The sequence below is a fragment of the Kitasatospora mediocidica KCTC 9733 genome, from assembly GCF_000744225.1.
Classification (GTDB): domain Bacteria; phylum Actinomycetota; class Actinomycetes; order Streptomycetales; family Streptomycetaceae; genus Kitasatospora; species Kitasatospora mediocidica.
On sequence record NZ_JQLN01000005.1, the window covers coordinates 2,680,216 to 2,692,878 of the forward strand.

Consider the following 12,663-nt stretch of genomic DNA (forward strand, 5'->3'; position numbering starts at 1 on the left):
GCTACCTCATGGGGCACTACTTCACGTAGTGCGCCGACTCCTCGGTGGCCAGGATCCGCTCGGCCTGCGCGACGACCTTGACGTCCGCCTCCGGCTCGGCCAGCTCCGGCAGCGCCTTGAAGACCCAGGTGCGGTAGGAGAAGAAACGGAACAGCGTGCCCAGCCCGGTGCCGAACGCCTTGGCGACGTTGTACGCGAGCGCGCCCTGCAGGCCCAGCGTGTAGGTGGAGAACCAGAGCGTGCCGTTCTCGATCAGCATGCCGATGCCGCTGAAGATGAGGAAGAGCGTGATCTCGCGGCGGCGCGAGGCCGCGTCGCTGTCGCGGTAGACCCAGTAGCGGTAGCCGAGGTAGTTGACGACGATCGCCACCACGGTGCCGATCACCGAGCAGCGCACGGGTGCCCAGCCGGTGGCGTGGATCGCGAGGTTGGAGACGCCGAAGTTGACGAAGATGCCGACCAGCCCGACTATCCCGAACTTGACCACCTCGCCGGAGACGCCGCGCAGGCGCTGCAGCAGGGAGGGACTTGTCTCAGTGCTGGTGGTGGTCATCCGCAGAAGTCTCCTGTGCCTGCTCAACGCGAGGATTACGATGCCCGCGCGGCCCTGGGCCGCGCGACACGAGCCCCCCGGTGTGGCACAGGATCGCAAACAGTGCCTGGCGGGGTCCGGCCATCCAGGCTACCGGCACTTTGTGAGGGATCCCCGCGCGCGGGCGGCCCCCGTCCGTCCGCCGACCGCCCCCGGCCGCCGGTGCACCGCCCCCGACCGGCCCGGATATCCTGGCAGCGTGACTTTCCCGGGCAGCGCAAAATTTCCAGTGGTGGGCATGGTCGGCGGCGGACAGCTGGCGCGCATGGCACACCAGGCCGGCATCCCGCTCGGCGTGAGGTTCAAGCTCCTCGCCGACACCCCGCAGGACTCCGCCGCACAGGTGGTCTCCGACGTGGTGCTCGGCGACTACCGGGACCTCGAGACCCTGCGCCGCTTCGCGGCCGACTGCGACGTGGTCACCTTCGACCACGAGCACGTCCCCACCGAGCACCTGCGGGCGCTGCAGGCCGACGGCATCGCCGTGCGGCCCGGCCCGGACGCGCTGGTGAACGCGCAGGACAAGGGCGTGATGCGGGCCACCCTGGACGCCATCGGCGTCCCCTGCCCGCGCCACCGCCTGGTCGCCGACCCGGCCGACGTGACGCGCTTCGCCGACGAGGGCACCGGCTATCCGGTGGTGCTGAAGACCGTGCGCGGCGGCTACGACGGCAAGGGCGTCTGGGTCGTCGACGACGAGGAGCAGGCGCACGCGCCGTTCCTGGCCGGCGTCGGGGTGCTGGCCGAGGAGAAGGTCGACTACGTCCGCGAGCTGGCGGCCAACGTGGTCCGCTCGCCCAGCGGCCAGGCGGTCGCCTACCCGGTGGTGGAGAGCCTGCAGGAGAACGGCGTCTGCGCCGAGGTCACCGCCCCCGCCCCCGACCTCGACCCCGAGCTGGCCGGCGAGGCCCAGGCGCTCGCGCTGCGGATCGCCGGGGAGCTGGACATCACCGGCCACCTGGCCGTCGAGCTGTTCCAGACCCGCGACGGCCGGATCCTGGTCAACGAGCTCGCCATGCGTCCGCACAACTCCGGCCACTGGTCGATCGACGGTGCGGTCACCTCGCAGTTCGAGAACCACCTGCGCGCCGTGCTCGACCTCCCGCTCGGGGACCCCCGCCCGCGTGCCCGGTGGACCGTGATGGTCAACGTCCTGGGCGGCGACTACCCGGACATGTACCACGCCTTCCTGCACTGCATGGCCCGCGACCCCGGCCTGCGGATCCACATGTACGGCAAGGACGTCAAGCCCGGCCGCAAGGTGGGCCACGTCACCGTCTTCGGGGACGACCTCGACGACGTGCGCGAGCGCGCCCGCCACGCGGCCGCCTACCTGAGAGGAACCATCACCGAATGACCGCCCACCCGCCGCCCGGCCACCACCCCTATGCGGGCGCTGGCGCGCACACCTCTTCCGCCCCCCTCGTCGGCATCGTCATGGGCTCCGACTCCGACTGGCCGGTGATGGAGGCCGCCGCTCAGGCGCTGGACGAGTTCGAGATCCGCTACGAGGTCGACGTCCTCTCCGCGCACCGGATGCCGCGCGAGATGATCACCTACGGCGAGAACGCGCACAAGCGCGGCCTCAAGGCCGTCATCGCCGGCGCGGGCGGCGCGGCCCACCTGCCGGGCATGCTGGCCTCGGTGACTCCGCTGCCGGTGATCGGCGTCCCGGTGCCGCTGCGCTACCTGGACGGCATGGACAGCCTGCTGTCGATCGTGCAGATGCCGGCCGGCGTGCCGGTGGCCACCGTCTCCATCGCCGGAGCCCGGAACGCGGGCCTGCTGGCGGTCCGGATGCTCGCCGCCTTCGACCCCGAACTCACCGAGCGGATGGTCGACTTCCAGGCCGAGTTGAACACCCAGGCCACCGACAAGGGCAAGAAGCTGCGTGCCAAGGTGGCGGGTTCCAGCGCCTTCGGCTTCGGCAACTAGCAGAATCGGGGGTTATGGACCCTCAACTGCTAGCCCGTGCCCGCGCCCTGCTCGTCGACGCCCCCGTGGTGGACGGTCACAACGACCTCCCCTGGGCGATGCGCTCCCAGGCCGGCTACGACCTGGACGCCGTCGACCTGGCCGTGGACCAGAGCGACCGCCTGCACACCGACCTCGAACGGCTCCGCGCCGGCGGGGTCGGTGCGCAGTTCTGGTCGGTGTACGTACGCTCCGACTTCGCCGGCGACCAGGCGGTCAGCGCGACGCTGGAGCAGATCGACTTCGTCCGCGCGCTGGTCGACAGGTTCCCCGAGCGGCTGCGGCTGGCGCTGACCGCCGACGACATGGAGGCCGCCCGGGCGGCCGGCCGGATCGCCTCGCTGATGGGCGCCGAGGGCGGACACAGCATCAACTCCTCGCTGGCCACCCTGCGGGCGCTGCACCAGCTGGGCGTGCGCTACATGACGCTCACCCACAACGACAACGTGCCGTGGGCGGACTCGGCCACCGACAAGCCGACCGCCGGCGGGCTCACCGCGTTCGGCGTGGAGGTCGTCCGGGAGATGAACCGGCTCGGCATGCTGGTCGACCTCTCGCACGTCTCGGCCGACACCATGCGCGACGCGCTGCGGGTCAGCGAGGCGCCGGTGATCTTCTCGCACTCGTCGTCCCGAGCGGTCTGCGACCACCCGCGCAACATCCCGGACGAGGTGCTGGCGTTGCTGCCCGCCAACGGTGGCGTGGCGATGGCCACCTTCGTGCCGCACTTCGTGCTGCCCGGCGCGATCGAGTGGGGTGAGCGGGCGGGGGCCCACCTGGAGGCGCACGGGTTCCACGCGCTCGCGCACACCCCGGACGCGATGAAGGTGCTGCACGCCTTCGAGGCCGACCACCCGCGCCCGGTGGCGACCGCCGCCACCGTCGCCGACCACCTGGACCACATGCGCGAGGTGGCCGGCATCGACCATCTGGGCATCGGCGGCGACTACGACGGCACGGCCTTCGTTCCGGACGGCCTGGACGACGTCTCCGGCTACCCCAACCTGCTGGCCGAACTGCTCGGCCGCAACTGGTCGCAGGCCGACCTGGCGAAGCTCACCTGGCACAACGCCGTCCGGGTGCTGCGCGCCGCCGAGGACGCGGCGCGCGAGCTCCAGGCCGTCCGCCGCCCCTCGATCGCCACCCTGGCCCAGCTGGACGGCTGACCCTCAGAGCTGCGGGATCTCGATCGCCGGGCAGCGGTCCATGACCATCCGCAGGCCGGCCGCCGTGGTGCGCTGGTACGCCGCCTCGTCGATCACGTCGAGCTGGAACCAGACCGCCCCGGCGCCGGCCGCCACCGCCTGGTCGGCGACCTCGCCGGCCAGCGCGGAGTTGACGAAGACGTCCACCACGTCGACCGGGAACGGGATGTCGGCCAGCGTCGGGTAGCCCTGCTCGCCGAGCACCGTCTCGGCCTTCGGGTGCACCGGCACAACCCGCTTGCCGAAGTGCTGCAGCACCTGGGCGACGCCGTACGCGGCGCGCCGGGTGTTGTTGGAGAGCCCGACCACGGCCCAGGTGTCCCCGGAGGAGGTCAGGATCTCGCGTGCGGTCGCCTGGTCGCGGAAGTTCGTCATAACGGCTTCAACCGCGCCCGCCGGACGGTCATTCCGTCAGCTCGGGCGGCCCATCGCACGGTAGGTCCAGCCCGCCGCGCGCCAGGCGTCGGCGTCCAGCACGTTGCGGCCGTCCAGCAGCCGCCGCTCGGCGACCAGGGCGCCGACCTCGGACGGGTCCAGCTCGCGGAACTCCTGCCACTCCGTCAGGTGCAGCACCACGTGGGCGCCCTCGACGGCCTCCAGCGGGGTGGCCGCGTAGGAGAGGCTGGGGAACATCTTGCGGGCGTTGTCCATCGCCTTGGGGTCGTAGACGGTCACCTGCGCGCCCTGCAGCTGGATCTGCGCGGCCACGTTCAGCGCGGGCGAGTCGCGGATGTCGTCGGAGTTCGGCTTGAAGGCGGCGCCGAGCACGGCCACCCGGCGGCCCAGGAAGCCCCCGCCGCACTGCTCGCGGGCCAGCTCGACCATCCGGCTGCGGCGCCGCATGTTGATCGAGTCCACCTCGCGCAGGAAGGTCAGCGCCTGGTCCGCGCCCAGCTCGCCGGCCCGCGCCATGAAGGCCCGGATGTCCTTGGGCAGGCAGCCGCCGCCGAAGCCGAGTCCGGCCTGCAGGAAGCGGCCGCCGATCCGCTCGTCGTAGGAGAGCGCCTTGCTCAGCTGGGTGACGTCCGCGCCCGCGCTTTCGCAGACCTCGGCCATCGCGTTGATGAAGGAGATCTTGGTGGCGAGGAAGGAGTTGGCGGCGGCCTTGACCAGCTCGGCGGTGGCGAAGTCGGTGACCACCATCGGTACGCCCTCGTCCAGCAGCGTCGCGTAGACCTCGCGCAGCAGCTCCTCGGCCCGGCCGCCCGGGCGCACGCCGACCACCAGCCGGTCGGGGTGCAGGGTGTCGCCGACGGCGTAGCCCTCGCGCAGGAACTCCGGGTTCCAGGCCAGTTCGACGGCGTCGCCGGCCGGCGCCAGCGAGCGCAGCCGGTCCAGCAGCCGGCTCGCGCTGCCCACCGGCACGGTGGACTTGCCGACCACCAGGGCGGGGCGGGTCAGGTGCGGGGCCAGCGAGTCCACCGCCAGGTCGACATAGCTCATGTCGGCGGCGAACTCCCCCTTCTTCTGCGGGGTGTTGGTGCAGATGAAGTGGACGTCGGCGAACTCGGCGACCTCCTGCGTGGAGTCCGTGAAGCGCAGTCGGCCGGTCGAACCCTCGTGCCCGGCGACGTGCTTGAGCAGCAGTTCGGAGAGCCCGGGCTCGTACATCGGCACCCGGCCTGCGGCCAGCGCGGCGAGCTTCTCGGGGTCGATGTCCATCCCCAGCACCTCGAAGCCCAACTCCGCGAGGCAGGCGGCGTGAGTGGCGCCGAGATAGCCGGTACCGATCACCGAGATGCGCAGGGCCACGGACTTCCCCTTTGAGGGTAGGACGAGTCAGGGACTGATGGTATCCGCTGGTTTCGACCGTGCGGCAATCAGTCAGGATGAAGATACGAAGAGTATTGGCCCGACAGCATGCGTCGCATGTCGTGCATGTCACCCCGCTCTAGGCAGGGTACGGGCCTAGAATTAGGATCTACTTAACGGTAGTTAACGGTGTTGACCTAAAGGGGCAATCGGCCATGGCGAGCAGTTCGGACTTCGACCTCTTCCGTCTCTCGGAGGAGCACGACATGCTCCGGGAGGCGGTGCGCTCGCTCGCCGAGGCCAAGATCGCCCCCTTCGCGGCGGACGTCGACGAGCACAGCCGTTTCCCGCAGGAGGCGCTGGACGCCCTGCAGGCCAACGACCTGCACGCGGTGCACGTCCCGGAGGAGTACGGCGGCGCCGGCGCCGACGCGCTGGCCACCGTGATCGTGATCGAGGAGATCTCCCGGGTCTGCGCGTCCTCCTCGCTCATCCCGGCCGTCAACAAGCTCGGCTCGCTCCCGGTCCAGCTCTCCGGTTCCGAGGAGCTGAAGCAGAAGTACCTGGGCGCGCTGGCCCGTGGCGAGGGCATGTTCTCGTACTGCCTCTCCGAGCCGGACGCCGGTTCGGACGCCGCCGGGATGAAGACCCGCGCGGTGCGTGACGGTGACTTCTGGGTGCTCAACGGCGTCAAGCGCTGGATCACCAACGCGGGCGTCTCGGAGTTCTACACCGTCATGGCGGTCACCGACCCCGAGAAGCGCTCCAAGGGCATCTCGGCCTTCGTGGTCGAGAAGGGCGACGAGGGCGTCTCCTTCGGCGCGCCGGAGAAGAAGCTCGGCATCAAGGGCTCGCCGACCCGCGAGGTCTACCTGGACAACGTCCGGATCCCCGCCGACCGCATGATCGGCGAGGAGGGCACCGGCTTCGCCACCGCGATGAAGACCCTGGACCACACCCGCGTCACCATCGCCGCGCAGGCCATCGGCATCGCCCAGGGCGCGCTCGACTACGCCGCCGGCTACGTCAAGGAGCGCAAGCAGTTCGGCAAGCCGATCGGCGACTTCCAGGGCATCCAGTTCATGCTCGCCGACATGGCGATGAAGCTCGAGGCCGCCCGCCAGCTGACCTACGCCGCCGCCGCCAAGTCGCAGCGCACCGACAGCGACCTGACGTTCTTCGGTGCCGCCGCCAAGTGCTTCGCCTCGGACGTCGCGATGGAGGTCACCACCGACGCCGTCCAGCTCCTCGGCGGCTACGGCTACACCCGTGACTACCCGCTGGAGCGCATGATGCGCGACGCGAAGATCACCCAGATCTACGAGGGCACCAACCAGGTCCAGCGCATCGTGATGGCCCGCAACCTGCCGTAACGGCGGGCGAGTCGCACAGCGCGCGGCCCCCACTTCGCAACCGCGAGGTGGGGGCCGTTTCGTGTGTTCGGGCCGAGGTGTGTGAAGTCGGCTCCCGGGGAGGGGGCTTCGGGCGACGATGGAGGGGGACGCGTCTGCCGGGAGCACGAGGAGCACGAGCGATGAGCCACACACCACCGCCAGGAGCGTCCGGGCCGTCGTACCCCGGCGGCCGGCGCGGCACCCGTGGGCCTCGCAAGGGCAACCGGCCGCCGCCGCCCCCCGCATCGCCGCCGCCGGCCGCAGGAGACGAGGAGCCGCACATCGTGAGTCCGCAACTGCCGCCCAGCCAGCCACCGACGGACCTGCCGGGCGGCAAACCCGCACCGCCGCCCGGCCCCGCCCAGCCGCCGCCCCCGGGCCGTCCGCCGGTGCGGCCGCCCGGCGAGTGAGCCTCGGCCGGTCGGTCTTAGATCGACCGGCAAATGGTGGGCGGCGTCGCGGCCCGATGGCTCTCTCCCCCAGCCTTCGGCCGGGAGGTGCCCCCTGACGGCTTCTCCTCAGTCACCGCAGCTCCGCTGCTGCTCCCTCGTCGGCACCGCCCAGACTCGGCCCTCGACCCTCCCCCAGCCTTCGGCCGGGGAGACCCCCTTCTTCCTCCACCCACCATTTGCCGGTCGGTCTTAGGAGAACTCGGGGACCGTGGTGTCGTTCTTGATCGCGTCGAAGACCTGCTTCGACTTCACCGGGTCCCACTTGACCGCCGACTCCCCGGTGGAGGTGTGGTAGTTGGCGTTGCCGATCGGGATGGTGATGCTCTTTCCGCTGCCGCCGCTGACCCCCTTCATCGCGTCGAAGAGCGAGGCGAGGTCGGTCAGTCCGGTGTTGTCGTCGACGATCAGCGTGCCGAGGCCGGAGCTGATCAGCGGGTAGAGGGTGAACGGGTCGAGCAGGGTGCCCGGCGTCGCCGCCTGGTGGGCGAGGGCGGAGAGGAACTTCTGCTGGTTCTTCATCCGGCCCAGGTCCTGGTCGGCCATCTGGTGGCGCTGGCGGACGAAGGCGAGTGACTGGGTGCCGTTCAGGGTCTGGCAGCCGGCCTTCAGGTTGAGGCCGGAGTCCTGGTCCTGGATGGCCTGGTCGATACACATGTGGACGCCGCCGACCGCGTCCACGATGCCGGCGAACCCGGCGAAGCCGACCTCGGCGTAGTGGTCGATGTGGAGGCCGGTGTTGGTCTCCACGGTGCGCACCAGCAGGCTGCCGCCGCCGTTGTTGAAGGCCGAGTTGATCTTGGACGTGGTGGCCGGGATGGTCTTGCCGCTGCCCGAGGTGTCCAGGTGCGCGGGGATCGGCACCCAGGAGTCGCGCGGGATGCTCATCAGGGTGTTCCCGGCCGAGCCGATGTGCAGGATCATCATCGAGTCGCTGCGCTTGCCGGTGTCGGTACCCGTGTGCATGTCGATCTTCTGGGTGTCGCTCAGGCCGTCCCGGCTGTCCGAGCCGACGATCAGCCAGTTGGTGCCCTTGCCGGCGGCCGGGCGGCCGTCGTAGCCGGCGAGGACGTTCTGCTGGTTCAGCTTGGAGTCGGCCCAGAAGTAGGTCCCGACGGCGGTCACCAGCACGGCGGTGACCAGCGCCAGCACGGTCACCTTGATCTTGCGCCGACGCGGCCAGCGCGAGCGGGACCCACCGCCGGCCGGTGGGCGGGGTCCGCGCGGTCCCTGCGGGTCCTGCGGCCCGCGCGGCGCGCCGGGGCCGCCCGGTGCGGCCGCCGGGTTCGCGTACGGGTTCCCGGCGGGGTTCGCGTACCCGCCGGGCCGAGGTCCGGCCGGGCGGGGCACGCCCGGCGCCGCCGGTGCCCCCGGGCCGCGCGGGTTGAGCGACGGCGGCAGCGCCGGCTCGGCGCCGTTGCCCTGGCGGCCGACCTGACCGGCCGGACCGAACTGACCGGCCGGACCGACCTGACCCGCCGGGCCGACCTGACCCGCCGGACCGAACTGGCCGGCCGGGCCGCCGTCGGGGCCGCCGTACCCACTGCCACCGCCGCTCGGGCGGCCCTCCTGCCACGTGTTCATGTCCCAGAGGATGCCCGATCCAAGGCCTCCCGAGTCGTCCCGAGCCGCTCACCAGGGCGCTTGTAGCAGAGTTGATGCAGGGATGCGATGGTTCCGGCGCATGGTCACCGCCCCGGCGCACGGGCTCTTACGGGAGGACCCTGAGCCGCCGGTCCGGGACCCCTAGGGGACGCCGTCGCGGACCCGTACCTCCACCCCCGTCCTGGTTCCTCCCGGCGGATGACGACCGCCTGACCTGCACGGCCTAGGTTGGAGGCATCCGCTCAACCTGGTGTGACACGGGGGTGGGGGCGGGGGACCACAGACCTAGGAGCGCCCAGTGACGACTGCTACCGCAGCCGTGCAGACATCAGAGAACCCCGGCGGACCGTCCGCCAACGCCGCCTCCGCACGGCTGGTGACCAAGGCGTACGGCTCGGGCGAGACCCGCGTCACGGCGCTCGACGCGGTCGACGTCGACATCCAGCGCGGCCGCTTCACCGCGATCATGGGCCCGTCGGGCTCCGGTAAGTCCACCCTGATGCACTGCCTGGCCGGGCTGGACACCGTCACCGAGGGCCGGATCTGGATCGGCGACACCGAGATCACCGGTCTCAAGGACAAGCAGCTGACCAAGCTGCGCCGGGACAAGATCGGCTTCATCTTCCAGTCCTTCAACCTGCTCCCCACGCTCAACGCGCTGGAGAACATCACGCTGCCGATGGACATAGCGGGCCGCAAGGCCGACCAGGCCTGGCTGGAGCAGGTGGTGGAGACCGTCGGTCTGGCCGACCGGCTCAAGCACCGCCCCACCCAGCTCTCCGGCGGCCAGCAGCAGCGTGTCGCGGTCGCCCGGGCGCTGGCGGCCCGCCCGGAGATCATCTTCGGTGACGAGCCGACCGGAAACCTGGACTCGCGCTCCGGCTCCGAGGTGCTGACCTTCCTGCGCCGCTCGGTGGACGAGCTCGCGCAGACCATCGTCATGGTCACCCACGACCCGGTCGCGGCCGGTTACGCGGACCGCGTGCTCTTCCTCGCCGACGGCGTGATCGTCGACGAGATGCACGCCCCGACCGCCGACTCCGTCCTCGAACGCATGCGCCGTTTCGACGGCAAGCGCACCAGCTGAGCCGGGGGCCCACTCATGCTGCTCAAGCTGTCACTGCGGAGCTTCCTCGCCCACAAGGGCCGGATGGTGCTCTCCCTGATCGCGGTGGTGCTCTCGGTCGCCTTCGTCTCCGGCACCCTGGTCTTCTCCAACACCGCGACCGCCACCTTCGACAAGCTCTTCGCCTCCACCGCCTCCGACGTCGCGGTGCAGCCGAAGACCGACAAGCTCTCCGCCGGCCAGGACCAGGGCGGAAAGACCCCGGTCATCCCGGCCGGCCAGGTCGCCGAGGTCGCGGCCCAGCCCGGCGTGAAGTCGGCCACCGGCGAGGTCATGGTGGAGAACGCCACCCTGGTCAACCCGGCGACCAACAAGTCGGTCGGTCCGACGTCCGGCGCACCGACCCTGGTCGGCGCCTGGACGCCGACCCCGGGCAACCCGCTCACGATCACCTCGGGACAGGCTCCGCGGGACTCCTCGCAGATCATGCTCGACGCGGACACCGCCAAGAAGGCCAAGCTCGGCCTGGGCAGCCCGCTGCGGGTGATCACCACGATCGGCAGCTACGACTTCACCGTCTCCGGCATCGCCACCTTCACCACCACCAACCCCGGCGCGGCGATGGCCTTCACCGACGTGCCGACCGCCCAGCGTGACCTGCTCGGCAGCGCCGACTTCACCTCGATCGAGACCTACGGCGACGGCAGCCGCAGCAACGACCAGCTGAAGGCCGAGATCGCGAGCGCGGTCGGCGGCGGCTTCGACGTGAAGACCGCCGCCGAGCAGAAGTCCGACGGCTCCAAGAACCTCGGCTTCCTGGACTTCATGAAGTACGCGATGCTCGGCTTCGCCGGCATCTCGCTGCTGGTCGGTGGCTTCCTGATCATCAACACCTTCTCCATGCTGGTCGCCCAGCGCACCCGGGAGATCGGGCTGATGCGCGCCATCGGCAGCAGCCGGCGGCAGGTCAACCAGTCGGTGCTGATCGAGGCGCTGGCGCTGGGTGTGCTCGGCTCCACGCTCGGCCTGCTGGCCGGCCTCGGCCTGGCCGAGATCCTGATCGCCCTGATGAAGTCGCTCGGGATGAACCTCCAGGGCGCCCTGCAGATCGGCTGGACCGTCCCGGTGGCGGCCTACGCCATCGGCATCGTGATCACCGTGCTGGCCGCCTGGATCCCGGCCCGCCGGGCCGGGAAGATCTCGCCGATGGCCGCGCTGCGCGACCACGGCACGCCGAGCGAGGCCCGGGCCAACACGATCCGCGCGATCCTCGGCCTGGTGCTGACCGCCGGCGGTGGCGGGCTGCTGGTGCTGGCCGCCACCGCGAAGAAGGCCGCCACCGGCGGCTCGTACCTGGGCCTGGGCGTGCTGCTGACCCTGGTCGGGTTCGTGGTGCTCGGCCCGCTGCTCTCCACCGGGGTGATCCGGGTGCTCGGCGCGCTGCTGCCGGCCCTGTTCGGCCCGTCCGGCAAGCTCGCCCAGCGCAACGCGATGCGCAACCCGCGCCGCACGGGCGCCACGGCGGCCGCGCTCATGATCGGCCTGTCGCTCGTCACCGGCGCCTCGGTGGTCACCTCCTCGATGGTCAGCTCGGCCACCGCCCAGATCGACAAGTCGGTCGGCGCGGACTACATCGTCACCTCGCGCACCGGCGGCATGAGCCCTGCCATCGTGCAGGCGGCGAGTGGCGCTAGCGGCCTGGCGCACATCACCGAGCAGAAGATCCTCCCGGCGAACATCACCACGCCGGACGGCAAGACCACCGAGACCCAGGTGGATGCCTCCTCGCCGACCTTCGTCGACGACCTGCACCTGCCGGTCACCGCCGGCTCCCCGCAGGCGGCCTTCAGCGGCGGTATCTCGGTCGACCAGACCTTCGCCAAGGACCACAACCTGTCGATCGGCGACAAGCTGGCGATCGACTACGGCAAGGGCCGCACCCAGAGCGTGCCGGTGGCGCTGATCACCACCGAGGGCAACTCGCTCTCCGACCACTCCTTCAACACCAGCATCGCCACGGTGACCGAGGCCGTGCCGGCGGCCGACCAGCCGCTGCCGGTGCTGCTGCTCGGCAAGGCCGCGCCCGGCGCGGACGTCGAGAAGAGCCTCTCCTCGCTGCAGGACGCGCTCACCGCGTACCCGCAGCTCTCGGTCAAGGACCAGGCCGGCTACAAGCAGATCATCCAGAGCCAGGTCGACCAGCTGCTCTACATGGTCTACGGCCTGCTGGGCCTCGCCATCGCGGTCGCGGTGCTCGGTGTGGTCAACACGCTGGCGCTGTCCGTGGTGGAGCGGACCCGGGAGATCGGCCTGCTGCGGGCGATCGGCCTGTCGCGCCGTCAGCTGCGCCGGATGATCCGGCTGGAGTCGGTGGTGATCGCGCTCTTCGGCGCGCTGCTCGGCACCGGCCTCGGGCTGGCTTGGGGGATCAGCTCGCAGAAGGTGCTGGCCACCCAGGGTCTGGACACGCTGACCGTGCCGGTCGGCACCATCGTGGTGATCCTGTTGCTCTCCGCGCTGGTCGGGCTGGGGGCCGCGCTGCTGCCGGCCTTCCGGGCGGGCCGGATGAACGTCCTGGCGGCCATCGCCACGGACTGACCGGTTCGCGTCGCACACCGCGACACCG

The 12,663-nt window shown here is 71.0% G+C and carries 11 protein-coding genes; 7 read left to right on the plus strand and 4 right to left on the minus strand.

Features of this window, described 5'->3' with window-relative positions; genetic code table 11:
• Positions 1 to 16: 16 nt before the first annotated feature.
• A complete protein-coding gene (locus BS80_RS26075; RefSeq protein ID WP_051967073.1) occupies positions 17 to 553 on the minus strand; it encodes a GtrA family protein in 537 nt (178 codons plus the stop codon).
• Positions 554 to 791: 238 nt separating this feature from the next.
• Here BS80_RS26075 and BS80_RS26080 point away from each other — a divergent pair, with 238 nt between their 5' ends.
• The 3 genes from BS80_RS26080 to BS80_RS26090 are packed head-to-tail and all read left to right on the plus strand — an operon-like array spanning position 792 to position 3,732.
• On the plus strand, positions 792 to 1,949 hold the full coding sequence (locus BS80_RS26080; RefSeq protein WP_269676116.1) for a 5-(carboxyamino)imidazole ribonucleotide synthase: 1,158 nt from the start codon (positions 792 to 794) through the stop codon (positions 1,947 to 1,949).
• The gene (gene purE, locus BS80_RS26085) at positions 1,946 to 2,527 is read left to right on the plus strand and encodes a 5-(carboxyamino)imidazole ribonucleotide mutase (RefSeq protein ID WP_035801083.1); all 582 of its coding nucleotides are present in this window, start codon (positions 1,946 to 1,948) and stop codon (positions 2,525 to 2,527) included. Before BS80_RS26080 ends, purE begins: the two co-directional genes overlap by 4 nt.
• A 14-nt stretch (positions 2,528 to 2,541) precedes the next feature.
• Positions 2,542 to 3,732: a dipeptidase gene (locus BS80_RS26090; protein WP_035801086.1), complete on the plus strand. Its 1,191-nt coding sequence runs from the start codon at positions 2,542 to 2,544 to the stop codon at positions 3,730 to 3,732.
• 3 nt (positions 3,733 to 3,735) lie between these two features.
• Here the strand turns inward: BS80_RS26090 and BS80_RS26095 are convergent, their stop codons facing one another.
• A complete protein-coding gene (locus tag BS80_RS26095) occupies positions 3,736 to 4,146 on the minus strand; it encodes a CoA-binding protein (protein WP_035801089.1) in 411 nt (136 codons plus the stop codon).
• 36 nt (positions 4,147 to 4,182) lie between these two features.
• Entirely contained in the window at positions 4,183 to 5,523 is a 1,341-nt protein-coding gene (locus BS80_RS26100) for a UDP-glucose dehydrogenase family protein (RefSeq protein WP_035801090.1), read from the minus strand.
• A gap of 215 nt (positions 5,524 to 5,738) precedes the next feature.
• Here BS80_RS26100 and BS80_RS26105 point away from each other — a divergent pair, with 215 nt between their 5' ends.
• Both BS80_RS26105 and BS80_RS43615 read left to right on the plus strand, forming a co-directional pair.
• Complete coding sequence (locus BS80_RS26105) at positions 5,739 to 6,896, plus strand: acyl-CoA dehydrogenase (protein ID WP_035801092.1); 1,158 nt, start codon at positions 5,739 to 5,741, stop codon at positions 6,894 to 6,896.
• A gap of 305 nt (positions 6,897 to 7,201) precedes the next feature.
• Positions 7,202 to 7,327, plus strand: a complete 126-nt coding sequence (locus BS80_RS43615; protein WP_269676117.1) for a hypothetical protein — start codon at positions 7,202 to 7,204, stop codon at positions 7,325 to 7,327.
• A gap of 231 nt (positions 7,328 to 7,558) precedes the next feature.
• Here the strand turns inward: BS80_RS43615 and BS80_RS26115 are convergent, their stop codons facing one another.
• Entirely contained in the window at positions 7,559 to 8,950 is a 1,392-nt protein-coding gene (locus BS80_RS26115; protein ID WP_035801095.1) for an LCP family protein, read from the minus strand.
• Between the two features lie 319 nt (positions 8,951 to 9,269).
• Between BS80_RS26115 and BS80_RS26120 the strand changes: the two genes are divergently transcribed.
• Positions 9,270 to 10,058 carry an ABC transporter ATP-binding protein gene (locus tag BS80_RS26120; protein WP_051967076.1) on the plus strand — a complete coding sequence of 263 codons (789 nt, stop codon included), beginning with the start codon at positions 9,270 to 9,272 and terminating at the stop codon, positions 10,056 to 10,058.
• A gap of 15 nt (positions 10,059 to 10,073) precedes the next feature.
• A complete protein-coding gene (locus BS80_RS26125) occupies positions 10,074 to 12,635 on the plus strand; it encodes an ABC transporter permease (protein WP_035801100.1) in 2,562 nt (853 codons plus the stop codon).
• Positions 12,636 to 12,663 lie beyond the last annotated feature (28 nt).